This window comes from Halorubrum sp. SD683 (assembly GCF_002135045.1).
Lineage (GTDB): Archaea > Halobacteriota > Halobacteria > Halobacteriales > Haloferacaceae > Halorubrum > Halorubrum ezzemoulense.
Window position 1 is genome coordinate 243,551 of record NZ_NEWJ01000001.1, and the last position, 24,363, is coordinate 267,913.

General features: G+C 66.9%; 19 protein-coding genes. 12 read left to right on the forward strand and 7 right to left on the reverse strand.

The annotated features are described in order from the left end of the window. The 3 genes from B9G49_RS01270 to B9G49_RS01280 form a co-directional block, all read right to left on the reverse strand. Entirely contained in the window at nt 1-591 is a 591-nt protein-coding gene (locus tag B9G49_RS01270) for an Rrf2 family transcriptional regulator (protein ID WP_086215205.1), read from the reverse strand. A gap of 702 nt (nt 592-1,293) precedes the next feature. Continuing rightward, nucleotides 1,294-3,102: a HEAT repeat domain-containing protein gene (locus B9G49_RS01275; RefSeq protein WP_086215103.1), complete on the reverse strand. Its 1,809-nt coding sequence runs from the start codon at nt 3,100-3,102 to the stop codon at nt 1,294-1,296. Then, nucleotides 3,102-4,028 carry an ADP-ribosylglycohydrolase family protein gene (locus tag B9G49_RS01280; protein ID WP_086215104.1) on the reverse strand — a complete coding sequence of 309 codons (927 nt, stop codon included), beginning with the start codon at nt 4,026-4,028 and terminating at the stop codon, nt 3,102-3,104. The genes B9G49_RS01275 and B9G49_RS01280 overlap by 1 nt, the downstream gene beginning before the upstream one ends. Nucleotides 4,029-4,263: 235 nt before the next feature. Here B9G49_RS01280 and B9G49_RS01285 point away from each other — a divergent pair, with 235 nt between their 5' ends. Further along, nucleotides 4,264-5,310, forward strand: coding sequence for an RNA-guided endonuclease TnpB family protein (locus tag B9G49_RS01285; RefSeq protein ID WP_086215105.1), 1,047 nt, complete (start codon nt 4,264-4,266; stop codon nt 5,308-5,310). 545 nt (nt 5,311-5,855) lie between these two features. Here the strand turns inward: B9G49_RS01285 and B9G49_RS16085 are convergent. Both B9G49_RS16085 and B9G49_RS01290 read right to left on the reverse strand, forming a co-directional pair. Next, nucleotides 5,856-6,323 carry a hypothetical protein gene (locus B9G49_RS16085; RefSeq protein WP_143414668.1) on the reverse strand — a complete coding sequence of 156 codons (468 nt, stop codon included), beginning with the start codon at nt 6,321-6,323 and terminating at the stop codon, nt 5,856-5,858. Between the two features lie 436 nt (nt 6,324-6,759). Beyond that, nucleotides 6,760-8,022, reverse strand: coding sequence for an orc1/cdc6 family replication initiation protein (locus tag B9G49_RS01290; RefSeq protein ID WP_198943786.1), 1,263 nt, complete (start codon nt 8,020-8,022; stop codon nt 6,760-6,762). Between the two features lie 1,034 nt (nt 8,023-9,056). Here B9G49_RS01290 and B9G49_RS01295 point away from each other — a divergent pair. From B9G49_RS01295 to B9G49_RS01305, 3 genes are all read left to right on the forward strand, one after another. Further along, nucleotides 9,057-9,374 (forward strand): hypothetical protein, encoded by a 318-nt coding sequence (locus tag B9G49_RS01295; protein WP_086215107.1) that lies wholly within the window; start codon nt 9,057-9,059, stop codon nt 9,372-9,374. Between the two features lie 159 nt (nt 9,375-9,533). Further along, entirely contained in the window at nt 9,534-11,639 is a 2,106-nt protein-coding gene (acs, locus tag B9G49_RS01300) for an acetate--CoA ligase alpha subunit (protein WP_086215108.1), read from the forward strand. Continuing rightward, nucleotides 11,636-12,691 carry a phosphotransacetylase family protein gene (locus B9G49_RS01305; protein ID WP_086215109.1) on the forward strand — a complete coding sequence of 352 codons (1,056 nt, stop codon included), beginning with the start codon at nt 11,636-11,638 and terminating at the stop codon, nt 12,689-12,691. Before acs ends, B9G49_RS01305 begins: the two co-directional genes overlap by 4 nt. 43 nt (nt 12,692-12,734) lie before the next feature. On the opposite strand, the gene B9G49_RS01310 is transcribed toward B9G49_RS01305, so the two are convergent. Further along, nucleotides 12,735-14,057 carry a RimK/LysX family protein gene (locus B9G49_RS01310; protein WP_086215110.1) on the reverse strand — a complete coding sequence of 441 codons (1,323 nt, stop codon included), beginning with the start codon at nt 14,055-14,057 and terminating at the stop codon, nt 12,735-12,737. A 132-nt stretch (nt 14,058-14,189) separates the two neighbouring features. Here B9G49_RS01310 and B9G49_RS01315 point away from each other — a divergent pair, with 132 nt between their 5' ends. After that, on the forward strand, nt 14,190-15,212 hold the full coding sequence (locus B9G49_RS01315) for a succinylglutamate desuccinylase/aspartoacylase family protein (protein WP_086215111.1): 1,023 nt from the start codon (nt 14,190-14,192) through the stop codon (nt 15,210-15,212). Between the two features lie 152 nt (nt 15,213-15,364). After that, a complete protein-coding gene (locus B9G49_RS01320) occupies nt 15,365-15,805 on the forward strand; it encodes a DUF302 domain-containing protein (protein ID WP_086215112.1) in 441 nt (146 codons plus the stop codon). Here B9G49_RS01320 and B9G49_RS01325 read toward each other — a convergent pair. After that, complete coding sequence (locus tag B9G49_RS01325) at nt 15,802-16,446, reverse strand: helix-turn-helix domain-containing protein (protein WP_086215113.1); 645 nt, start codon at nt 16,444-16,446, stop codon at nt 15,802-15,804. The genes B9G49_RS01320 and B9G49_RS01325 overlap by 4 nt on opposite strands. 89 nt (nt 16,447-16,535) lie before the next feature. Between B9G49_RS01325 and hutU the strand changes: the two genes are divergently transcribed. From hutU to B9G49_RS01355, 6 genes are all read left to right on the forward strand, one after another. Next, a complete protein-coding gene (hutU, locus tag B9G49_RS01330; protein WP_086215114.1) occupies nt 16,536-18,335 on the forward strand; it encodes a urocanate hydratase in 1,800 nt (599 codons plus the stop codon). After that, on the forward strand, nt 18,332-19,258 hold the full coding sequence (gene hutG, locus B9G49_RS01335; protein ID WP_086215115.1) for a formimidoylglutamase: 927 nt from the start codon (nt 18,332-18,334) through the stop codon (nt 19,256-19,258). The genes hutU and hutG overlap by 4 nt, the downstream gene beginning before the upstream one ends. After that, a complete protein-coding gene (gene hutI / locus B9G49_RS01340; RefSeq protein ID WP_086215116.1) occupies nt 19,255-20,481 on the forward strand; it encodes an imidazolonepropionase in 1,227 nt (408 codons plus the stop codon). The genes hutG and hutI overlap by 4 nt, the downstream gene beginning before the upstream one ends. After that, the gene (hutH, locus tag B9G49_RS01345) at nt 20,474-22,039 is read left to right on the forward strand and encodes a histidine ammonia-lyase (protein WP_086215117.1); all 1,566 of its coding nucleotides are present in this window, start codon (nt 20,474-20,476) and stop codon (nt 22,037-22,039) included. Before hutI ends, hutH begins: the two co-directional genes overlap by 8 nt. A gap of 310 nt (nt 22,040-22,349) precedes the next feature. After that, complete coding sequence (locus B9G49_RS01350; RefSeq protein WP_086215118.1) at nt 22,350-23,051, forward strand: hypothetical protein; 702 nt, start codon at nt 22,350-22,352, stop codon at nt 23,049-23,051. Continuing rightward, nucleotides 23,051-24,355 (forward strand): hypothetical protein, encoded by a 1,305-nt coding sequence (locus tag B9G49_RS01355; RefSeq protein ID WP_198943788.1) that lies wholly within the window; start codon nt 23,051-23,053, stop codon nt 24,353-24,355. The genes B9G49_RS01350 and B9G49_RS01355 overlap by 1 nt, the downstream gene beginning before the upstream one ends. The last annotated feature ends 8 nt before the right edge of the window (nt 24,356-24,363 follow it).

A 24,363-nucleotide genomic window follows, 5' to 3' on the forward strand; every position in this document is an offset into this window, starting at 1 on the left:
TCAGGCAGGGACGCTGTCGTCGGTCGAGCGATGGTCGCTGTCGACGAACTTCTCGGCGTTGCCGATCGAGAGGGCAGCGTTCGCGAATGCGAGATTCCGACGGAGCGTCTTCCACTCACGAATCGTCGCTGGATCAATCTCGTCCTGTGGGGATCCGGACTCGGTGAGAGCCTGATTCGTCTGGTTGACAGCCAACTCTTCGGGTGAGTCGACCCCGAATTCGGACCGGTACTCGGTGAGCTGCTCACGCATCTCCTGGATTCGCGCGACGAGTTCGTCAGTCGAGACGTTGTCAAGGATGTCGGCAGCCTGTTCGACGACGAGCGATTCGGGCGAACGGTGATAGAGTGTGCTACCGTGCTCGCCTGGCGTCGTCTCGACAAATCCCTCATCTGCGAGTGTGTTCAGGTGCTTTCGAGCGGTCTTCGGAGTGGTCCGTGCATCGTCAGCTACCGCATCGGCTGAAACAGGACTGTACGTATGCGAAACGACGTGTCGAATGCGTTCGTAGGGCGTCGTTTCAGATTCCCATTCCTCTCCGACCGCCTCATTGACATCTGCAAACTCCTCTGGTGGGCTTTGGTCGTTCATGTGGAAACGCACGGTTTAGAGTAGTATAGTTCTTTGGTAAAGTTCTATATCCCTCTATCAGGAGAGGGAAGACCACCGGCAGAACCAGTCGGGCGAGCTCCGAAATCGTTCCTGAAGTAAGAGAAGACAAACAAGAGGCCAAAAAATGCCAGAAGGCATCAGTGAGACTCATACGGTGAAATTCGGAGACAACACGCCATAGCTTATCGACGACGGTCGCGTCCTGGAGTGGGAAGCAACCGCTGACGGCGCCGTCCCGACGGAACGGGATGATCCTCACACCCCGTGTGCGATATGAAATCAGCGAGAAGGTGGAGACTCGAAGATAGGGAAATGGACCCGAGAACAGTCGATCGAACGGCTGGGGACGACGATACTGGGTCGAACGGCGTCACTACACGAACTGGAGGCTGGCTGACTGATTCGGTCGTGTTACGAAACAGACTATTTCGTTTCGATCGACTTTGGAGAGGCTATGGTTAGAGTTACCATACTACTCAAATAAAACTTCCTTCAGACAGTACATATCGGGATTCCGGCCTTTCATCCCCTATTTTCCTCTGATATCGAGTGTTTTCGGCTGCTAACCGTCAGTCCCGCCGCACACCCCCTCCCACCTTCTCCCCGATTTCACTTCGCACACGGGGTGTGGGGGTTCCCGTCCACCTGCCACGACAAGCAGTCGGCCGCCACGCCGAGCGATCAGATCTGATCCAGCGCCCACGAGGCGCGCTCCCTGACGGCCGGATCGTCGTCTTCAGCCGCGCGCGCCGCGAGCGCGGATCTCGCTTCCGCGGCGCCGAGGTGGCCGAGCGCCCAGCAGGCGTTCTCCCGGACGAGTGCGCTCTCCGCGTCGAGCAGGGCCACGAACGTCGGCGTCAGGTGGGCAACCGAATCGGGGAAGTCCTCCGCGACTCGACTGAGTGCGCCGCTGGCGTTGACGCGGGCGAACTCGTCGTCTTCGGACAGCAGCGGTGCGAGCTCCGCCGTGTACGGTTCGACGACGTCGGTGTGGACGAGGGCGACGTCACCGATCACGCCGATCGCGTTGTTGCGGAGTTTCCCGTTCTCCGTGTCGAGGAGTGCGATCAGCTCGTCGACGAGATCCACCCCGACGCTGGGGTACTCCCCGACGACACGCCCGAGGCCCGCAGTGGCGTTCAGTCGGATCTGATCGGCGATCGAGTCGTTGACCGCCATCTCGGCCAGCGTCGCTGCCACGGGTTTCACCGCGTCCGGGTAGGCGTCCGCGACCCGGGAGAGCGCGAACACCGCGTACCGTGCGTCGTCGAGGTCGTCCTCGATGACCGCCGCGAGCGACGAGACGGCGCCGACGGCGTCCGCGGGGTGGTCGGCGGCGATCTCGGCCATGCAGCGCGCCGCTCGCCCGCGAACCCGATCGTTCGACGACGCCAGCGCGGCGCTGATCTCGTCGGTCAGGGGGGCGATCGCCGCCGCGTCGTGTCGGCCGAGGTGGTACAGCGTCGCCAGCACCCCAACCTGTACCTGGGGATCAGCGTTGCCGAGCAGCGAGCGGAGGATCGGAATCGCCGGTATGCAGTCCGCGGGTCGGGCCCTCGCGACCTGCCGGATCGCGTCGAGTGCGGCCCGGTCCCGTGTGTCGCCGCCAGCGCTCGTGTCGTCGTGGGCAGTATCGAGCAGCGCGAGGATCGAAGGAACGCGCACTGCCTCGGGGTTCACACTCGCCAGCCGACGGAGCCCGACTGCGGTCTCCTCGGGCGTTTCCGCACTCGCTGTGTACAGTTCGACGGGTGGCTCCGCGATCGAGAGCATCCCGATGTCGTCGACCCGGACCGAGAAGGCGTCCTTCGCCGGCGAAACCGGCGTACACTCGGCGGCGGAGGCAGCCGACGGGCGGTCGACCGACCGCTGAACGACCGACATATCGTGCAGGAGTTCGGTCCGTTCCGTTCCGTCCTCGGCGTACGTCAGTTCGAACCCCGGCGCGTCCGAGTGCTCCTCCAGGAACGACGAGAGGTGCGACGCGTCGGTAGGTGCGATCCCTGCACTCGACGGTCGGCTCTCGTCGGGCCCCTGCGATCGCCCACCGTCGGGCCGCGGCTCCCGCGCCCACGGGAGGTCCGGGTGGACGTCGCCGGCTTCGACGGCGGGGACGAACTCCCACGCGTGGTAGTGTTCCCATCCCTGCACGTCGCTCAGATCCAGATCGTCGACGACGACGTACCCATCGGCGTCGGGGTGGAGGTCGGCGATCAACGCGAGCCGTTCACGGCGCTCGGGGAACCGTTCGTACCGACCGTCCGGCTGTTTCTCCCCCAGCCACTCGTCCCAGTCGTCCGAGTGTCGGCCGACGACGTCGACGGCGCCCGGGATCGCCGCCTCCTCGGCGAGCGACTGGTTCCCGATCGCGTACACGGCGTGTGGCGTCTCGTGAGCGAGGTGGCGGACCCACTCCAGCGGCACCGCCTCGCGGTTGGGGTGGGGGTTGACGTCGACGGTCCAGTCGCGGTCGAACGCGAACACCAGCATCAGGCCACCTCGACGAGCCCGTCGGCGAGCGACCGGAGCTCCGCCGTCTCGTCGATCGCGGCGAGCCAGCGGTCCGGGAGCGCGTCGGCGCCGAACCGCGCCCCCGCGACGGCGCCGGCGATCGCGCCGATGGTGTCCGTGTCGCCGCCCCGATTGACGGCCGTCACGATCGCCTCCTCCGCCGACTCCGCACGGAGCCCGTCGTGGAGTGCCGTCTGCAGGGAGTGCACGACGTAGCCGGAGGTTTTCAGCGAGTCCGGCGTTTTCAGCGATTCCGGCGAGTCGCCACGCGCGAGTGGGCGAAGCGCGCCGTCGAGTTCGTCGGGGACGGCCGGACGGAGAGTTTCCAGCGCGTTCTGGAGCGGTCGATCGACATCCTGGAGCAGACCGGCGATCGTGAGGTTCAGCACTGCACACCCCTCCGTACAGCGCGGGTCGGCGTGCGTGATCCGCGAGGAGTCCCGGCTCACTGCGGCCAGTTCTTCGGGACTCTCCGCGAACGGGATCGCGAGCGGCGGACACCGCATCACGCTCCCGTTCCCGGCGTTCTGCCCCTCAGGACTCGACTCCCAGACCGCCCGCCCTGCTTCGTCCCACGGCTCACCGCTCTCGAGGCGGCTGAGTGCCCGCCGCGTCATCGTGCCGATGTCGAACGGGTTCGTGTTGTACCACGCCACGAACCGATCCGCGACGTCCGCGGGATCGAACGCCTGCTCGTCGACGACGCTTCGGGCGATACACAGCGCTTGCGCCGTGTCGTCGGTGATCGTCCCCGCCGGCTGGTTCCACGTTCCGTGCCCGACCATCTCGTCGAGTCGACCGTGTGCGGCAGTGATCTCGTCGGCGGCGGAGAACTCGACCGGTCGCCCGAGCGCGTCGCCACACGCCAGCCCCAACAGCACGCCGCTCGCCCGATCCGGATCCATAGCTGCGTGGTTGGTCGGCCGCGAGGAAAGTGTGTGGGGTCACGGATTGTTCATCGTGGATTCGGATGCAGCAGAACCGACGGAAAGGGTAGCACAACGACCGAGACCGGACACTTACAACGGTAGCGAGGCGAACGCTCACGGCTTTAGCCCTTGAAGCCGACAGTTGGGAAACAAACTACCGGCCCGGTATTCCCCCAATTTAATACACCTTGGAATACGTCACCCTGTAGCTGTGGTCACGACGGCCGTCACCACGACGTTCCACAACCCATCCCGGGAGCGCCGCAGGGAGTGGCAACGTGCCACCCATCTGTACCGCGACACTAAGCAGCTCTGTATTGACGGGTGGGAAGCAGACGAGTTTGGAATGGGCGTGACCACGGCCAGCATCGACAACTCACTCTACTCGGCCATCCAGAATCAGGCCATCCGCGAAGCCAAATCCGACTACAAGAAGGACGGCATCGTGGAGTACCACGCCAGCCAACCGTTCGCGGCCAACAACCAGAACTGGGAGATCGACCGCACCGAGAACGGATCGGTCGTCGTCGGCTTTCCCTGCATATCGGGGTGGTGGTACACACCTATCGACGTATACGACTACATTGCCGACGACGTTGCTCGCCTCATAGAGGGCGAGGCGGACAAGTCCTGGTTGCAAGTGTATCGCCGGGGCGACGACTGGTACTGTACGTTCACCGTCGAATACGACGCCGAGACGGGTGACGGGATGTCAATCGGTATAGATATCGGCCACAACCACCTGCTTGCCGCCGATGCCGAGAACGGTGAGTCGATGCTGGTGTCCGGTCGTGAGGCGAAATACGTCCGGCGCAAATATCGTTCCCTACGCGAGTCGCTCCAACAAGCGGGTGCGCTTCGCGCACGTAACCGCGTGGGTAACAAAGAGGAGCGCCGGATTCGTGATCTGAACCACAAAGCCTCCCGTCGTCTCATCGACTGGGCACAGCAGTTCGAGAATCCCGTCCTGAAAATTGAGGACTTGGAAGGCATCAGAGAGGGAAGTGACTGGCGTGGTGTCCACTCGTGGCATTTCCACCAGTTGCAGGAGTTCATCATCTACAAAGCCGAACAAGTCGGGATTCGCGTTGAGGAAGTTGACCCGTTCGAGACGAGTCAACGCTGTTCGATCTGTGGTGCCGAAGGTTCGCGTGACGGTGACCACTTTTCGTGTCCCGAGTGCGACTGTGGCCGTCACGCCGACCTGAACGCTGCCGAGAACATCCGTCAACGGGAGGGAGAACCATGCACGGCGTAGCATCCTCGAAAACGCTTCGCGTTTTCAGGCGCTCGGAAATCTTCGATTTCCGAAGCCTTCGGGTGCCGCGAACCGTGCGGCCTCGTGGACTGAATACTCCACCGGCTGCTTCGCAGCCGCCCGGCGTGACCGAGGAGGAAGGCCGCTTTGACCCGGCTGTACGCGTTCGAAAATCGCACAGCGATTTTCGAGCAATCAGAAATCCTCGATTTCTGATGACGCTGGAAAGCACGTCCGGGGTCGTAACCGGATGGCAACCGCTGACGCCCCACGCGAAAGCGTCCTTGAGGGCCGAGGAAACGCGCAACCGTAATATCCCCTTCGGGGAATCCCACCTCAAAGCGGTGGGAGGAGGTCAAATTGGACATACCCCGTTTCTCGTGCCCACGTGAACATGGTCAGGAGGAAGTTACTCTGCGATGATTTTGACAAAGTCGGCTCTGTTGAAATCCCCTCCCCGTAACAGATTTGGAGATAATCGATAAGTACAGAGCATCTGGCTATCGAATGTGACCGATCCCCAGTTGAGGCTCCAGAGGTCTTTCCTACCGGATCTGCTCACTGGCATATGGGCCAACCGGGCGTAATCTGTCGTCTATCTCTTCGGTGTGATAGATGTAGAGCGCCGACGGGTTGTGGCCGAACTCAACTGTCGCAGAATACGTCGTTTCCGCTGGACAGCGGTCGCAAGAACCAGCTGACCCGAAATCCACGACGATCTCGTACGCATCGTCCTTCAGATCCTTGCGTCCAGTTCCCCCGATTGGATTGATGAATAGGTCGGTACAGTCAGACGGTGTCGCAGTAACCCCATCTACGGTAAGTGTGTTTTCAGGAGGATCATATGACATAGAGGCTTGAGGCTTCCTCTCGTCTGCTGAAACACATTGTGAGTTTTCTATCTTTACCTGCTTCGATTCGATGGGGGGTAGATCACCGGACAGGAAACTATAGCCTGCCAGCCCTACGGCTCCGACTCCGCCGAGAGACACAAGGAGGGCACGACGATTCATACAAGATAAATATATCCCATAGGTAAAACCTGTTTGGGAATAAAAACGTGAATTCGCAAACCCACTTACCGGCTGTTTCACCATAGATAGTGTTTGACCAATAGGATTTCAACAGAGCCACAAAGTCGTATTCGAACACATCGATAGAGGTGTATCGATAGCGTTCCGCTTGAGGACCACCATCTGAGAGGTACAGGGACAACACCGCTCGATCGGCTGAACCGAAGTGTGGAAGTAGCTGGTTCAAGCGGAACAGGAGTTCTCCCGCCTGAACACACTTCGATAGAGGTGTGTCGCAGGCGGTCTTGATCGAAACAATTCTCGATCGTCGGTTGATCGAAGACGGTCGGTATCGTAGCCCGTGGATCCGCTCCCGAACACACATCGATAGAGGGGTGTCCCTAGAACGCACAACCCGAACGTAGTTCGACCTCGCTCAGGTCTGTGCTCGCACGACTGACTTGACCTCCTCGTCGGACACCTTCTCGATGCGGGAGTCTTCACGCAGTGTCTCCAAGATGGTCTCCGGGCGTTCGCCGAACTGGAACTCGAGGAACATTCCGGAGCTCGGGCCGTGGCTCCGGCGTTCGAAGTCCACGAGGGAGTACGTCGTCAGTTCCTTCATCTTGTTCACGTACGACTCCTGCTGGTACTGGTCCGCGTCGATCGAGTCGGTCAGGAACTGATACACGCGGTAGCCAGTGGTGCTCCGAGCACTCCCGTCGGTCGACTCGGCAGCGACAGCCGCCGTAGCGTACAAGCAGAGCTTCTTCTGCGTGCTGATGCCGCGAACCACCTCGAGGACGCGGTTCTTCTCGACCTTGTCCTGGGCTTTCCGGACGTGTTCCTCGCGAACTCGCTCGTTGCCCTCCCGCTCGGCGAGTTCGCCGGCGACACGCATCAGGTCGATCGCTTTCCGTGCGTCACCGTGCGTCTGGGCGGCGAACGCCGCTGCGAGCGGGATGACTTCCTCCTCGACGACGCCGTCGGTGAAGGCGTCCTGGCGGCGACGGAGGATGGCCTGGAGCTGGTTCGCGTCGTAGTCGTCGAAATGGACGTCCTCGGGTGTGAACGAACTCAGTGCACGGCTGCCGACGGATTCCATCATCTTCGTGTCGTTCGAGATAGCGACGACCGAGACGTGCGCGGCGAGGTCGTCAGCGGCGCCGGCCCGCGACAGCTGGTAGAGCAGCCGGGAGAACGCGGGGTCCTGTTTGTCCCGGCGGCCGACGAGCATGTCCAGTTCGTCGAGGACGAACACGGCGGAGTCGAAGTTCTCGTTGACGATGCGATACAGTTCGTCCCATTTCTCCTTCGTCGCCACACCGTGTTTCGGGACTTCGACGTCGACGCCGGCCTCGTCCGCAGCCTGCTGTGCGAGCTCGTAGACTGCGACGCCGAGCGTATCGAGATCCTGGCAGTTGACTTCGATCGTCCCGAACTCGATATCTCGGGTGTCACAGATCCGGCTGATGTTCTTACAGACGGCTTTCGTGATGAGCGACTTCCCCGTCCCGGACGGGCCGTAGAGAAAGAGGTTCGGCGGCCGGTTGTCGCCGAGCGCGACGCGAAGCATCTTCGTGACCTTCCGGAGCTGTTCGTCGCGGCCGACGATCCGATCCTCGTCGACGACGTAGTTCGGATCTAGGAGCGATCGGTCACGAATGAGGCCGTCCTGGTCGTCGAACTCGAGAAGCATGTCCTCGATCGACTGCGACCCCGATGATCGATCAGTGTCGACTGGGTCGCCAGCTGACGAGTGGTCTGTCGATCCGGTGGTCGTGTCCACTTCAGGCAAATCCGACGCCGGATCTGATTCCGTCGGTCTCCCCGTCTCCGACTGCTCCGATTCAGTGGAGGAACCGTCGGAGTCGTGAGTACCCATACGGACGTCCATACAACCGGGACGTGAAAAATCTACCCACCTCCATCGAAGTGTGATTCTGTGTTTTAGACGGTTTTTAGCGGTTCTCACGGCATTCAGGGATCGGAATATGGACTGGTATCTGGTATGGTTAACGATGTGTTTGGTGGAGGGATATGGAGTTCTTGGGACACACACCCCTCTATCGATGTGTTCCTGGTCATGGACCACGGAGGGGTTAGAACTCGAGCTGGAACGATGATTTGCGACTAACCGGTGGAATTTCGGCGTTAGAGACAATGAAGCTGTGTTACTCGGATCGTTGACCGCTTGAGTTTCCCTTCTTCTTCTTTCTCGTATACACAAACAACACACACACCCCTCTATCGATGTGTTCGAAGTGTTCAGCTCACGACGATGCGTGTTCTCCGAGATCGGCCAGATGTCGCTTCCGGCTACTCATCGATTTCGGCCCTTCAGCGTCGTTCCATGTCGAACTCCGCGAACTGACGGAAGGCCCCTCCGCTGCCCCCTCTTCGAAAGCTCGCTCCCCGTCGTACTGGAGTCGTCGGAACACATCGATAGAGGGGTGTCTGTGTGGTCGATGGTTCACGATCGACTGCTCCTCAGTTCTGGATGTTCGGTGATCTCCTCCGTTCTGAATGTTCGGCGAGGCTCTCTCACAGCTGGAACACATCGATAGAGGGGTGTCACCGGATTGCCCGAGCATCATTCCCGTGCCCGAGCACTACTCCCGTCCTCAGAATCCACGGTGGAGAAGTTAACCAACACTTTCCACGAAAACGCGGTGCTGTTGGTTAACCGTGCTCGGCCGAACGTCTTTGCCGCTCGACCTGCTACGTCCACCCATGACTGTCGCCAGCCGAATCGTCCTCTCGTACCCCGAGGAGCTGTCGGAGTGGGGCCGCGATCAGATCGAGACCGACCGCTACCGGAACTACCTGCGCAAGGTCGTCGACCCCGTCGAGGGGGCGGAGTTCGAGGAGTTCGTCGACGTCGGCTGCTGTGGCGACTCGATGGATATCCCGTTCAGGGTGGAGTCGGTCGACGGCGACGAGACCGGCGAGGAAACGGAGGTCGTCTACACCACCCGCGAGGCTGCGATGGATGGGGGGTGGCTCGTCCAGAGTCAGGCCGGACGGGACGGGCGCTGTCGGACCGACTGAGCCGCCGAAACCGTACCAGCCGCCACGCGAGACCGCTCGTCGGCCGACTGTCCAGCGTTCTCCCGCGCCGCAACCACGCACGACCTCGGTGCCGGCCGACTCCCGAGCGCCGGGATCCCGGCCCCGGTTTTATGCGCTGACGGTGTGAGAGGGAACGACGTGAACTCGGAGGCAGACACTGGCGGCCTGTTCGCGCCCGAGCGCGTCGCCGTGGTCGGCGCGACGGAGCGGGAGGGCTCGATCGGGGCCGCCATCGTCCGGAACCTCGACGACTTCACGGGCGAGGTCGTCCCCGTGAACCCGAGTCGCGACACCGTGTTCGGGCGGCAGTGCTACCCGGATGTCGCCTCGGTCCCGGGGGAGGTCGACCTCGCGGTGGTCGTGGTACCGCCGTCGATCGCGGTCGACGCCGTCCGAGAGGCCGGCGAGGCGGGGGTGACGAACGTCGTCGTCGTCACGGCGGGGTTCAGCGAGACCGGGCCCGAGGGCGCACAGCGCGAACAGGAGCTCCGCGCCGTCGCCGCGGAGTACGACCTCGCGCTGGTCGGGCCGAACTCGCTGGGTGTGCTCTCGACGCCGGCGCGTCTCAACGCCACGTTCGGCCCGTCGAACGCGCTCCCGGGGTCGCTGTCCTTTATGAGCCAGTCCGGCGCGTTCATCACGGCCGTGCTGGACTGGGCGAACGACCAGGGGATCGGGTTCAAGGACGTCGTCTCGCTCGGGAACAAGGCCGTGCTGGACGAGTCGGACTTCCTCGCCCACTGGCGGGACGATCCGGAGACGAACGTGATCCTCGGCTACCTCGAGGGCGTCGAGGACGGCCGCGAGTTCATCGACACGGCGCGAGAGGTCACACAGGACACGCCCGTCGTGGTCGTCAAGTCCGGACGAACCGAGGCCGGCGCGGAGGCCGCGTCCTCACACACGGGCACGATCGCCGGGAGCGAGGCGGCCTACGAGGCGGCGTTCGAGCAGGCGGGTGTCGTCCGCGCGGAGAACGTCCAGGAGCTGTTCGACTACGCGCGCTCGCTCGACGGCCTCCCGATGCCCGACGGCCAGGCGGTCGGCGTCGTCACGAACGCGGGCGGCCCGGGCGTGATGGCGACCGACGCCGTCGGCGACTCGCGGCTCGGGATGGCGTCGTTCGCCGACGAGACGCTCTCGGAGCTCGAGGCGACGATGCCCGAGGAGGCGAACATCTACAACCCGGTCGACGTGATCGGCGACGCCGACATCGAGCGCTTCGAGACCGCACTCGACGCGGTGCTCGCCGACGAGAACGTCGGCTGTGCGATCGTCATCTCCGCACCCACGGCGGTCGTGGACTACGAGGAACTCGCGGCGGCGATCGCCGAGCGGCAGGCCGAGCACGACAAGCCCGTCGTCGCGTGTCTGATGGGCGGGCAGCGCGCCGACCCCGCGGCGGAGATCCTCGGCGAGGCGGGCATCCCGAACTACTTCGATCCGGCCCGGGCCGTGGACAGCCTCGACGCGCTCGCGGTCCAGCGGGACGTGGAGTCGCGGACGTACGAGGCGCCGGCGTCGTTCGATGTCGACGAGGAGCTCGCCCGCGAGATCCTCACCGACGCCGCCGACCGCGGGGCGACGCGGCTCGGCGTGGAGGCGATGGACCTGCTCGACGCGTACGGGCTGCCCACGCCCGACTCGGCGATCGTCGACGACCCCGCGGCCGCCGAGTCGGCGGCCGAATCCATCGCGGGCGACGTGGTGATGAAGATCGTCAGCCCGGACATCCCCCACAAGTCCGACATCGGCGGCGTGGCCGTCGGCGTCGCCCAGGCGGACGTCGCGGACACCTACGAGACGCTCGTCACCCGAGCCCGCAACTACCAGCCGGACGCGACGCTGCTCGGCGTGCAGGTGCAGGAGATGGTCGACACCGAGGCGGGCACGGAGACCATCCTCGGGATGAACCGCGACCCGCAGTTCGGCCCGCTGCTGTTGTTCGGCCTCGGCGGCATCTTCGTGGAGGTGTTGGAGGACACCAGCGTCCGCATCGCGCCCGTCTCCGACCGGGAGGCGGGCGAGATGGTGGACGAACTCGACTCGGCACCGCTGCTCCGCGGCGCCCGCGGCCGGCAGTCGGCCGACGAGGCGGCGATCCGGGAGGCGATCGGGCGGCTGAGCCAACTGGTGACCGACTTCGACGCCATCCTCGAACTCGACGTGAACCCGTTGCTCGCCACCGCCGACGGCGTGCAAGCGCTCGACGTACGACTGACCATCGACCCAGACCAGCTATGACCTCGTTACTCGTCACCTCGACCGACGAAGGCACCGGCAAAACCGCCGTCGCGCTCGCGCTCGCGCGGCTGGCCGCCGACCGCGGCGCGACGGTCGGCTACATGAAACCGAAGGGCACCCGCCTGCAGAGCAACGTCGGGAAGACGCTCGACGCCGACCCGATGCTCGCGCGGGAGCTGCTGGATCTCGACGCGGAGATGCACGAGATGGAGCCGGTGGTGTACTCCCCGACGTTCGTCAAGGGAGCCATCCGGGGCGAGGAGGACACCGCGGCGCTCCGCGAGCGCGTCCGGGAGGCGTTCGACGGGCTCGCCGAGGGGACGGACACGATGATCCTCGAGGGCGCCGGCGACCCCGACACGGGCGCGGCCATCGACCTCACGGACGCCGACATCGCCGAGCTACTGGACGCCCGCGCGCTGCTCGTCACCCGGTACGAGGAGCCCCGCGACGTCGACCGGATCCTCACGGCCGCCGAGAACCTCGGTGACCGCTGTCTCGGCGTCGTGTTCAACGCCGTCTCCAGTGCGGCGTACGACGAGGTCGAAACCGAAGTGGTCCCGTTCCTCGAGTCCCGCGGCGTCCCCGTGCTGGGCGTCGTCCCGTGGGCGCGCGAGATGGCCGGCGTCACGGTGGCGGATCTCACGAACGAACTCGGCGCGGAGTCGCTCACCGACGCCGCGACCGACGCCCTGATCGAGCGGGTGCTCGTCGGGGCGATGAGCGGCGAGAGCGCGCTCAGCCACTTCCGCCGGACGAAGGACGCCGCCGTCATCACGGGCGGCGACCGGGCGGACGTGCAGGCTGCGGCGCTTGACGCCCCCGGCGTCAACTGTCTCGTCCTCACCGGCGGACACCGGCCCTCGGGGGCGATCCTCGGCGAGGCCGAACAGCAGGGGATGCCGGTGGTGACCGTCCAGACGGACACGATCACGACGATCGAGCGGATCGAGTCCCTGATCCACGGCGGGCGCGTGCGCGACGCGGCGACCGTCGAGCGGATGCAGGAGCTGCTCCACGCCCACGCCGACGTGGATGCCATCCTGGACTGACTGGTCCCGTGCTACTCCTTATCCTGGACTAACTCGTCCCGCGCTACTCCTCGCTCGACTGATCGACGTCCGACCGCCGCCGGACGTCCACCCGGTAGTGCTGGAGAATGTCCCGACCGAGCAGCAGCTGGTAGTCCATGTGGCCGCGGTCCTCCAGCGACGCCGCGACGGTGTGGCGGTCCCCGCCGACGCCGACGACGATGTCGACGACCGGCCGTGCCTTCCCGGATTTCACGCTCCCGGAGCGGACTTTCGTCATCGACTTGATCGGGCCGGCGCCGATCTCCGCCGCGAGCCGCGTGTCGATGCTCGTCCGCGCGGCGCCCGTGTCGGATTTCGCGACGACGCGCTCGGTGCCGCTGGTGCCGGAGACGAGCACGTCCTCCGTGTAGCCGATCGTCGTGGTTTCCTCGGCCTGTCGCTCGGGCTCGGTGGCCACCGCCTCGGGCATCGAGTCGTCGAGTTCAGTCGCGAGTTCGGCGACGCGCTCGTCGTCTACCTCGCCACCCGCCGTCTCGATGGCGAGCTTCGCGATGCGCGGCGCCGGGCTCACGCCGGTCGCCTTGAACAGCCCCTTGAACCCGGCAGTCGGGTTGACTTCGAGGAGGTGCCAGCCGTCCTCGCCCTCCACGAGATCGATGCCCGCGTAGTCCAGCCCAACGATGTCGGCCGCCTCGAGCGCCATCCCCGCGGCCGCCTCGGGGAGGTCGTCGACGCCCTCGACGGAGCCGCCGAGCGCGACGTTCGTCCGCCAGTCGTTCTCCGGCGCGAACCGCCGCATCGTCCCGACGATCTCGCCGTCGACGACGTACACGCGGATGTCCTGGTGGCGGTCGCTGTCCCGCTCGATGAGCTGCTGGAGGAACGCGTACCGCTCGCCGATCCGGGGGTTGACCTGCTCGCCGGCGCCGATCTTCCACGTGCCGCCGCCGTGGGTGCCGATCGCGGTCTTGTAGACGACCTCGTCGCCGAACTTCCCTTTCTCCCGGTTCAGCCGGTCGGCGTCGAGCGCGAGCGTCGCGTCCGGCAGGCTGACCTCGGTGTCCACGAGCGCGGTCGCGGTCGCGAACTTGTGAAACGCGGTAAGCACGTTCCGCGGCCGGTTCAGCATCGGCCGCAGGCGACTCAGCGACAGCGCGAGCCCGAGCAGCTCCGCGGGGTGTTCGGTTTTCGAGAGCAGGAGCCGGTTCGCGATCACGTCGACGTTCGGGTCGAGCGTCGCCGTCCCGTCCTCGATATCCACACAGAGGTTCTCCTCCCGCAGCCAGACGCCCGTGTGGCCGAGCGCCTCCACCGCGTTCAGGATCGCTTTCGTCTCCTTGCTGTTGTGGAGGCTGAGTACGCCCACCGAGACAGAGTCGTCCATTGGCGTGGTTTTCGCTCGATAGCGACTAAACCGTGCCGATGGGGCCGGCAGCGTGACACGTCGGTCCCACGGGTCGGTCACCCACCCTCTCGGGCGGCCCTGATTTATACGCCCCCCGCCAAGCGGACAGCAATGACCGACGGGGCGTTCACGTACAACGGCGGTCGGGTCGATCCGGGGGCGCGCGCGGACATCCGGTACAGCATCAGCGAGACGTATCTCGGCGACCCCGTCCGTATCCCCGTCTCCATCGTCAACGGGGAGCACGAGGGGCCGACGGTGTTCCTCTCCGCAGCCTCCCACGGCGACGAGCTGAACGGGATCGAGGTCGTGCGCGAGGTCGCCCACGAGTGGGACCACACGAACCTCCACGGAACGCTGGTCTGCCTGCCCGTGCTGAACGTTCCCGGGTTCGTCACCCAGCAGCGCTACCTTCCCGTCTACGACCGCGACCTCAACCGGTCGTTCCCCGGGAACGCCGACTCGACGAGCTCGAAGCGGATGGCCGACGAGATATTCCGGAACTTCGTCGCGCCCTGCGACCTCGGGCTCGACTTCCACACCTCCACGCGCGGCCGCACGAACATGCTCCACGTCCGCGCGGACATGGCCGCCGACGACGTCCCGCGGCTCGCGCGCGCGTTCGGTTCGAACGTGATCATCGACGGCGAGGGGGCGTCGGGGACGCTGCGGCACGAGGCGACGGCCGACGGCGTTCCGACGATCACCGTCGAGATGGGGGAGGCCCACCGGTTCCAGCGGCGGCTCATCGATCGGGCGCTGGACGGCGTCGCGAGCGTGCTCGCGGAGTACGGCGTCTACCCGGCCGAGCCCGTGAACCGGCCGGGCTGGCGGACGATCGTCACGAGTGACCAGAAGACGTGGATCCGGGCCGACGACGGCGGTCTCGTGGAGATGCATTACGACCGCGGCGACCTGGTCCACGAGGGCGACGCCGTCTGCAGCATCTCGAGCCCGTTCAAAACCGACGTCGTCGACGTGGAAGCGCCCTTTACGGGCCTGCTCGTCGGAAAGCTGGAGAACCCCGTCGTCTACCCCGGGAACCCGCTGATCCATCTCGTGGAACTGGACGAACCGACGCGGCGCGCCTACGAGCGCGAGCGGACGGGGACGATGCCCGAACGGCCGGGATGAGCAGGGCCCGCCTACGGCCGGGATAAGCAGGGCTCGCCCACGGCCGGGACGACCGGGGCTCGCGCCGCTCGAACCCGGTGGACGGCCGGGCGCCGGCGCGTCCCCGGATACCCGAAGGGATTTCGTGTCGACGCTCCCAACCCCGCACACCGATGACTCTCCCGATCGACCCGAGCCGGATCGACCCGGACGCCGTCGGCGAAGCAGAGACCACTCTCGAGATGGGCCACGAGGAGGCGATCGAACACGTCCGTGAGGTGTTCACCGACGCCGGGTTCGGCGTTCCCGTCGAGTTCTCGCCCTCGGCGATGCTCAACGAGAAGATCGACGCCGACCGCGACCCGTACTACGTGCTCGGCGCCTGCAACCCCGAGATGGCCGACCGCGCGCTCGACGTTACCGACAACGAACTCGGCGCGCTCATGCCGTGTAACGTCGTCGTCTGGGAGGAAGAACCCGGAAGACAGCGCGTCTACCACGTCTCGATCATGCGCATCGCGCGACTGATCGGGATGGCGCCCGACGACGAGGCGATGGCCGACATCGTCGCCGACACCGGCGAACTCGTCGACGAGGCGTTCGCGAACCTCTAGAGATACTCGACGAACGCGTCCATGAGCTTGTTGACCGCACGACGGAAATGTTCCTCCGTCGCCCGTCTCCCGATCCCGAGCTCGTCCCCGATCGCTTCCAGCGTGACACCCCGAGGGATCTCGAAGTAGCCGTTCCGGTGGGCGGCGAGCAGCACCTCCCGCTGTCGGGCGGTGAGCGTCGGGAGCGCGTCGACGAGCGAGACGAACGGGACGGAGCCCTGTAGGCTCGTGAGTTCGCGTTTCGCCTCGACGGTGACGTCGTACTCCTCCGAGAGATCGGCGTAGAGCTGGGCGAGGTTCCCGGGGTCGAGGGCGAGCACCCGCCCGATCTTCCGGCCGCTCTCGTACCGGATCGGCGGGAGGAGGAGGCTGTCGGTCTCGTCGAGATACCGTTCGATCGTGGGCACGTCGACTGGCTGGAGACACCGTTCAGTGATCACGACCAGCTCCTCGGGCCCGCGGAGCGAGTCCCGGACGGGAACGTGCTCGCGGACGCGTTCGAGCATCCGGTCCGGGTCGCCGCCGCGCACGACGAGGAGGTCGCTGTGGTCCGAGCAGTACAGCTCGAGATAGGCGTCGGTGTTCGCGGTCACCGCCGCGAACGGGGCCGAACTCTCGATGCGGAGGGTCGCCTCATACACACCCCGCTCTCTCGCGTCGGTCCTCTTAAAGACACCTCCGTACGGTGGCCGTAGGCCCATTGTGACAGCGCCCCAAACCGTTGCTACTCATGGACGATTCTGCCGACGGCGAGGATCGGATCGGCGAACCGAGCGACCAGTGGCGGTCGTACCAGGGCGCGCCGACCGGCACCGACATCGAGTGTGAGGGGTGGCGACAGGAGGCGGCGCTGCGCCTGCTGAACAACAACCTCGACCCGGAGGTGGCCGAGGACCCGGAGAACCTCGTCGTGTACGGCGGGACCGGCCGCGCAGCGCGCTCCTGGGACGCGTACGACGCGATCCTCGACGAGCTCCGTGAGCTCGGCGACGAGGAGACGCTGCTCGTCCAGTCGGGCAAACCGGTCGGGAAGTTCACCACCCACGAGCGCGCGCCGCGGGTGCTGATCGCGAACTCGAACCTGGTCGGGAAGTGGGACAACTGGGACCACTTCCACGAGCTGGAGGCCGAGGGGAAGATCATGTACGGCCAGATGACCGCCGGCTCGTGGGCGTACATCGGGACCCAGGGGATCATCCAGGGGACCTACGAGACGCTGGCCGCCGCGGGCCGCGAACAGTTCGACGGCTCGCTCGAAGGGGAGATCGTCGTGACGGGCGGGCTCGGCGGGATGGGTGGCGCACAGCCGCTCGCCGTGACGATGAACCACGGCGTGTGTATCGCCGCCGAGGTTGACGAGGCCCGGATCGACCGCCGCCTCGACACGGGCTACGTCCAGGAGAAAACCGACGATCTGGACGAGGCCATCGAGGCAGCGACGGCGGCCGCCGAACGCGGCGAGACGTACAGCGTCGGCGTCCACATGAACGCCGCGGACATGCTTGAAGGGATGCTGGAGCGGGGGTTCGTCCCCGACATCGTCACGGACCAGACGTCGGCCCACGACGAACTCGAGGGCTACTACCCGTCCGGCTACACGGTCGAGGAGGCCGACGAACTCCGCCAATCCGACCCCGAAACGTACGTCGAGGAGAGCGTCGACACGATGGCCCGCCACGTCGCGGCGATCCTGGAAATGCAGGACCGCGGCGCCGTCGCGTTCGAGTACGGCAACAACATCCGCGGGCAGGTCGAGGACCACCGCGGGTCGGTGACGACGCCCGCTGGAACCGAGCACGACCCGTTCGACTTCCCGGGGTTCGTGCCGGAGTACATCCGGCCGCTGTTCTGCCGGGGGAAGGGGCCGTTCCGCTGGCTCGCACTGTCGGGCGAGGAGTCCGACATCTACCGGACCGACGAGGCGGTCACGGAGCTGTTCCCGGAGAAGGACGCGCTCCATCGCTGGATCGACCTCGCACAAGAGCGCGTCCAGTTCCAGGGGCTCCCCAGCCGGGTGTGCTGGCTCGGCTACGAGACGAGCGAGACGCCGGGGGGGTCTCGAAACGGAGGCGGTGAAACCGCCGACGACGAGGACGGCCTGACCGAGCGCGCGCGGTTCGCGCTCCGGATCAACGAACTCGTGCGGGAGGGGGAGATCGAGGGGCCGATCGTCGTGACCCGGGACCACCTCGACGCCGGCAGCGTCGCCAGCCCCAACCGCGAGACCGAGGCGATGAAGGACGGCACCGACGCGGTCGCGGACTGGCCGATCCTGAACGCGCTGTTGAACACGGCCGCGGGCGCGGACATCGTCAGCGTCCACGACGGCGGCGGCGTCGGCATCGGCAACGCCATCCACGCCAACAACCACGTCGTGCTGGACGGCACTGATCTGGCCGCCGAGAAGGCCGAACGCGTGTTCACGACGGACCCGGGGATGGGCGTGATCCGCCACGCCGACGCCGGGTACGAGGAAGCGATGGACGAGGCCGACCGATCGGACGTTCACGTTCCCCTCTCCGATTCATGACTGGATTCATCGAACCCGACCCCTGGCAGGGCCCGTCGTCGGACCCGAACGACGAGCAGATCGGCGATATCGTGCGTCCGACCACCGTCGACGCCGCCGATGAGTACGACGCCGTGTTCGTCGGCGAACCGTACGACGGCGCCGTCATCGGCCGGACGGGGGCTCGCGACGGCCCGTCCGCGATCCGCGACGCCCTCGCCGCGACGAAGACACACCACTTCACGGAGGGACCGATCGGCGCCGTCGGCGACGTCGGCAACGTCGACGCGGACTGGACGGACTCCGTTTCGGACGTCCAGCGGGCGGTCGAGACGGCGGTCGCACCGCTGCACGACGCCGACACACTCCCGGTGTTCCTCGGCGGCGACAACTCGACGACGGTGCCGAACGTCGCGCCGCTGCTATCGAGTGGCTCGGTCGGCGTCGTCAGTCTGGACGCCCACCTCGACTGCCGGGAGCTCCGGGACGGGCCGACGAGCGGGACGCCGTACCGGCAGCTGTTCAACCGCGGCCTCGACTCGCTGGCCGTCCTTGGCGCCCGCCACTTCGAGACGAGCACGCGCTACCACGAGTATCTCCGCGAGCAGGGCGGGCAGATCCACCCGGCCTCGGAAGTCGGCGTCGACCCCGGCGGCGTCGCGGCAGCAGCGCTTTCGGAGCTGGCCGACGTCGACACCGTGTACGTGAGCCTCGATCTGGACGTGCTGGACGCGGCGGCGGCCCCCGGCGTGAGCGCGCCGACGCCCGGCGGCCTCACATCGCGGGAGCTGTTCGATGCTCTCAGGCGACTCGCGGCCGACGACCGGGTCGCCGGGTTCGAGGTCGTCGAGTGTGCCCCGCCGCTCGACAGCGACGGCCGGACGGTGACGACGGCCGCCCGAGCGATCGCACAGTTCCTCGCCCACTGGGGGGTGGACCGATGACGGTCGACCTCCTGCTCCACGACGCGGGCGAGGTTCTCGTCGGCCCCAACCAACAACTCGAGAATGCGAGTGTCGTCGTCGACGACGGCAAGGTGGTGGCGACCGGGCCGGCGGCGGAGATCGAGCGAAAATACCCGCACGAGGACGCGGCCCGGACGGTCGACGCCTCGGGCCGAGCCGTGATCCCGGGGTTCGTCGACTCGCACACCCACGCGCTGTTCGCCGGCGATCGGTCCGACGAGTTCGCGGCGAAACTGCGGGGGAAGACGTACCAGGAGATCCTGGCTGAGGGCGGCGGCATCCTCCGGACCGTGGAGGCGGTCCGCGAGGCCTCGCGGGAGACGCTGCTCGACAACCTCCTCGCCGAACTCGACGTGTTGCTGGCCCACGGGACCACGACGGTCGAAGTGAAGTCCGGTTACGGGCTCGACCTCGACACCGAGCTACTGATGCTCGACGTGATCGCGGAGGCCGACGACCGCCACCCGGTCGACGTGGTCGCGACGTTCATGGGCGCCCACGCGGTCCCCCGGGAGGCCGACGCGGACGAGTACGTGGACCGCGTGGTCGACGAGTTCCTGCCGGCCGTGGCCGAGCAGGGGATCGCGTCGTTCAACGACGTGTTCTGCGACGAGGGGGCGTTCACCGTCGAGCAGTCCCGGCGCGTCCTCGAAGCCGGCGCCGAGTACGGGCTGACGCCGAAGATCCACGCCGAGGAGCTCGCCCGGACCGGCGCGGCACAGCTGGCCGCGGACGTCGGCGCCGCGAGCGCGGACCACCTGCTCATGGCGACCCGGGAGGACGCCGAAGCCCTCTTCGAGGCGGGTGTCACACCCGTGTTCCTCCCCGGAACCGCGTTCGGGCTGGACACCGAGTACGCCGACGCAGAAGAGTTCCTCGCGGTCGCCGACGAGATGGGCGTCGACGCGCCGTCGATCGCGATCGCGTCGGACCTCAACCCCAACTGCTACTCACAGAGCATGGGCTTTGCGAGCACGCTCGCCTGCGTCGGCATGAAGCTGGCACCGAGGGAGGCGCTGATCGGCGCGACTGCGGGCGGGGCCCGCGCGCTGAACCGCTCGGACGGGCTCGGCACCCTGCGAGAGGGCGCGCCCGCGGATCTCGCGGTCGTCGACGCGCCGACCGCGGTGCACGTCCCGTACAACTTCGGCGTGAACACCGTCGACACGGTGATCAAGGGGGGGCGAGTCGTCCATGAGTGAGATCGTGCTCGACGGCGCGTCGCTGACGCCGGCCGCGGTGGAGGCGGTCGCGCGAAACGGCGCGGACGTTGCCGTCGCCGAGTCGGCCCGCGAGCGCCTCCGCGAGTCGCGTGCCCGCGTCGAGGACGTGATGGCGACCGACGAGGCGGTGTACGGGCTGAACACGGGATTCGGCTCGCTCGTCAACGAGCGCATCCCGGACGAGGAGATCCGCTCCCTCCAGACGAACCTCCTCCGCAGCCACGCCTCCGGCGCGGGACGGTATCTCTCGCCCGAGGAGGTCCGCGCGATGATGGTGGCGCGCGTGAACTCGCTCGTCAAGGGGTACTCGGGCGTCCGGGAGGTCGTCGTCGACCACCTGGTGACGATGTTGAACGAGGGGGTCCACCCCGCCGTCCGTTCGCGGGGGAGCCTCGGCGCGAGCGGCGACCTCGCCCCGCTCGCGCATATGTCGCTCGTCCTGCTCGGGGAAGGCAGCGTGCTCGGCGACGACGGCCACGTCGACGGCGCGACGGCGCTGGAGCGCGTGGGGCTGAGGCCGCTCGAACTCGAACCCAAGGAGGGGCTGGCGCTGATCAACGGCACGCAGCTGACGGCCGGCCTCGCGGCGCTGGTCGTCGTCGACGGCGAACGCGTCCTCGAGGCGGCCGACGTGGCCGGGGCGCTGACCACCGAGGTGACGATGGGGACGACCGCGAGCTGTGACGCCGCGATCCAGGACGTCCGCCCCCACGACGGGCAGCGGGAGACGGCGAAGCGGATCAAACGGCTCACGGCCGACTCCGAGATCGTCGAGTCCCACCGCAACTGTGACCGCGTGCAGGACGCCTACGCCGTCCGGTGTATCCCGCAGGTCCACGGCGCCGTCCGCGACGCGGTCGACCACCTCCGGTCCGCCGTGGAGACGGAGCTGAACAGCGCGACCGACAACCCACTCGTGTTCGACGCCGACCGGGTCGACAGCCGGTCCAGCGGCGGGGAGTCGGCGGCGATCCTGTCGGGCGGCAACTTCCACGGCGAGCCGCTGGCGTTGCGGCTCGACTACGCCGTGAACGCGCTGACCGAACTCGCGGCCATCTCGGAGCGCCGGACGAACCGGATGCTCGACCCGAACCTGCAGGAGGACCACCTGACGCCGTATCTGGCGAACGATCCCGGACAGGAGTCCGGGTTCATGATCGCGCAGTACACCGCGGCCGCGCTGGTGAACGAGCTCCGGTCGATGGGGTCGCCGGCGACCGACAACACGCCCGTCAGCGGCGGGCAGGAGGACCACGTCAGCATGAGCGCGGGGAGCGCCCACCACGCGACGACGGCCGTCGAGGACGCGGCGTCGGTCGTCGCGGTCGAACTCCTCGCGGGCAACCGGGCCAGCGCGTTCGTCGACGACTCGCTGGCTCACGGCGCCGGGACGGGGGCCGCGTGCGACCTCCTCAGCGCCGCCGTGCGGTCGTGGGACGGCGACCGACCGCTCGACGACGATATCGAAGTGGTGGCGGATCTCGTCCGGTTCGGCGATCTCGCCGACCATCTCGCCGGGGAGTACCCCACGGAGTGACACGTAGCGAGCGGAAGCCCACCTCTTCAGGGGTGAGCACTCATGGATGGGTGTCGCGCCGCTCTCGACTGTGTAGGATGAAGGAGGGGAGGGAAAACCGCTGCCACGGTGAGAGGGAGCTCGATCCACACGCAGCGGCTTTCCGGGGGTGGGTCGCGTACCCAGTCAGCGGGAAACCGCTGACGAATGGTCGTTCGGGTGACGGATATTTGGGAGTTACGATGGGTTGGATGGCTGTTTCACCGTCCGCGACCCACTCGTCCCGTTCACACGGATTATTTACGCGCGGTCGTCCGAACACCCAGTGACAATGGCCCCCCTGACACGGCGCACCCTCCTCGCCGGAGCCGCAGGGCTCACCGCCGCACTCGCCGGCTGCAGTGGTCGCGGCGGCTCCGGCGGATCGACGCGGACAGCCCCACGCGACGGCGACGCCGACGGCCCGACGTCCGGGTCGACGACCGACCCTGCGACGCTACTCGTCCGTGTGGATGCCGATCGGCCGCCGATCTGGCTCGCTGAGTCGGACGGCGACGACCGACCGACACAAGCCCAGTTCGAGCGCTGGCGCGACTCCATCGTCGTCGACGGCGACGCCCGTGCCGACCGGATCAGCGTCGCCGACACCGTCGACGGTGACCGCGTGGCGTCGTTCCTCGCGGCGACGGATTTCGACGCCGAGACGGTGTTCGTCGACCTGGGGGAGGTGCGGGCGTGTTTCGAACTCGCCCTCTGCCGGATCGGCTGGTCGGCGACAGAAATCTCGACGGATTACGCCCGCCGGAGCCGCCCGTACACGGAGCACTGCGCGGTCGACGAGTGGGTGATCGAGGCTCGGTTCGTCCGGATCCCCGACGCGCTCGACGCCGACGACGTGCACAGCTACTCCTCCTCGATCGGCACCGGCGTCTGCGACCCGCAGCCCGATCACGCCGCGGCGGGCGACGATCAGCCGACCGCCACCGCTACCGGAACCGGGACGCCCACGAGCGGTTCCGGGGGTGAGCAGTGATGGCGGGGGAGCGCGACGCCACGACGGGCCGGCGTCGGACGACCCGTCGCGGGCTCCTGGCGGTGGTCGGCGCGACTGCGCTCGCCGGCTGTACCGGCCTCTCCGAGTTCGGGAGCCCCGACCCGACGATCAGCGCGTACGACCTCCGGGAGATCGACCCCGGCGACGATCCGGAGCCGGTGATCCCCGAGTCGGTGCCCGTCGATATCGCCCCGGCGTACTTCGACGCTGCCCGGAACAGAGTCACCTCGCTCCTGGCGGAGCTCCCGACGCCGCTCGGCCCCGAGGAGATCCCGAACGGTCACGTTCGCCGGCACCTCCTCGACGCGGCGACGGCCGCCACGAACGGGCTCGACGACGCACGCGACGCGCCGACTGCGTTCGCGGCGCTCACGTCGCTCCGACGGGCCCGGTCCGAGGCGCGGTACGCCGCCGCCGGCTGGGCGGTCGCCGACCGGGATCTATCGGCCGACCCTCTCGAACAGGAGTACGAGGAGCTGGTCGCGGCGGCCCAGTCCGCTCGCGACGCCCACGAGTACGTCGGGACCGACCCCGTTCGAGCGGCGCTGGTCCACAGTCGGATCGAAGCCATGCTGGATCGAGCCGCCGAGAGCGAGGAGGTCCGGGGCGACGGGAGTCACCTCCTCTCCGTCGCCGAGTGGGGTGAGACGACCGAATCCGTCCGGGCGCATCTCGACGACGCTCGTCACCTCGACGCGCAGTTCACTGACTCGCTCCCGGCGAACCCCGGGAGCGTCGAGGCGACGCTCACCGAGGCTGCCGAGACGCTGCTCGCGGATATCCGGTCGCGCACGTCCGCGCTCCCGCCGGAGCCGACCGCCGAGGAGTGGGGGATCCCCGAGCGCGCTATCGCCGATCTCCGTCGGGACGCGGCCTACGGGATCACGCGGCTGTCGGACGCGGCGGGGCCGGCCAGCGCCGTCGTCGACGCGAACCGCCAGCGCACGCGGTTCCGCGCGCTGGAGCGCCTGCAGGAACGCGTCGACGCCGGCGACGTGCCCGACCCGGAGAGCGCCGAGGCAGTCCGGGAGATCCGGGGGACCGCCTCCGACGCGCTGGAGGCGGCGCTCGCGGAGAGTTCGACGCCGGAGCTGACGCGGACGGCCATCACTGGGGTCGCCTGGCGCGTCGCGAACGCCGACTGGGCGATCTCCCAGCACGAGGGGGAGATCAGCCCCTCGCAACTCGACTTGGACGTCACCGACTACGTCATTGCGACGGCGGTCGGCCGAGCGGCGCCGGCCGTCACCGAACGGACCGTCGAGGCGCTAGAGGGTGTCTGACGAGCGCC

Coding starts and splice junctions, on each gene's coding strand:
- B9G49_RS01270 (WP_086215205.1), bottom strand. CDS start 591: ATGAACGACCAAAGCCCACCAGAGGAGTTTGCAGATGTCAATGAGGCG.
- B9G49_RS01275 (WP_086215103.1), bottom strand. CDS start 3,102: ATGCTGGTGTTCGCGTTCGACCGCGACTGGACCGTCGACGTCAACCCC.
- B9G49_RS01280 (WP_086215104.1), bottom strand. CDS start 4,028: ATGGATCCGGATCGGGCGAGCGGCGTGCTGTTGGGGCTGGCGTGTGGC.
- B9G49_RS16085 (WP_143414668.1), bottom strand. CDS start 6,323: ATGAATCGTCGTGCCCTCCTTGTGTCTCTCGGCGGAGTCGGAGCCGTA.
- B9G49_RS01290 (WP_198943786.1), bottom strand. CDS start 8,022: ATGCTTCTCGAGTTCGACGACCAGGACGGCCTCATTCGTGACCGATCG.
- B9G49_RS01295 (WP_086215107.1), top strand. CDS start 9,057: ATGACTGTCGCCAGCCGAATCGTCCTCTCGTACCCCGAGGAGCTGTCG.
- B9G49_RS01305 (WP_086215109.1), top strand. CDS start 11,636: ATGACCTCGTTACTCGTCACCTCGACCGACGAAGGCACCGGCAAAACC.
- B9G49_RS01310 (WP_086215110.1), bottom strand. CDS start 14,057: ATGGACGACTCTGTCTCGGTGGGCGTACTCAGCCTCCACAACAGCAAG.
- B9G49_RS01315 (WP_086215111.1), top strand. CDS start 14,190: ATGACCGACGGGGCGTTCACGTACAACGGCGGTCGGGTCGATCCGGGG.
- B9G49_RS01320 (WP_086215112.1), top strand. CDS start 15,365: ATGACTCTCCCGATCGACCCGAGCCGGATCGACCCGGACGCCGTCGGC.
- hutU (WP_086215114.1), top strand. CDS start 16,536: ATGGACGATTCTGCCGACGGCGAGGATCGGATCGGCGAACCGAGCGAC.
- hutG (WP_086215115.1), top strand. CDS start 18,332: ATGACTGGATTCATCGAACCCGACCCCTGGCAGGGCCCGTCGTCGGAC.
- hutI (WP_086215116.1), top strand. CDS start 19,255: ATGACGGTCGACCTCCTGCTCCACGACGCGGGCGAGGTTCTCGTCGGC.
- hutH (WP_086215117.1), top strand. CDS start 20,474: ATGAGTGAGATCGTGCTCGACGGCGCGTCGCTGACGCCGGCCGCGGTG.
- B9G49_RS01350 (WP_086215118.1), top strand. CDS start 22,350: ATGGCCCCCCTGACACGGCGCACCCTCCTCGCCGGAGCCGCAGGGCTC.
- B9G49_RS01355 (WP_198943788.1), top strand. CDS start 23,051: ATGGCGGGGGAGCGCGACGCCACGACGGGCCGGCGTCGGACGACCCGT.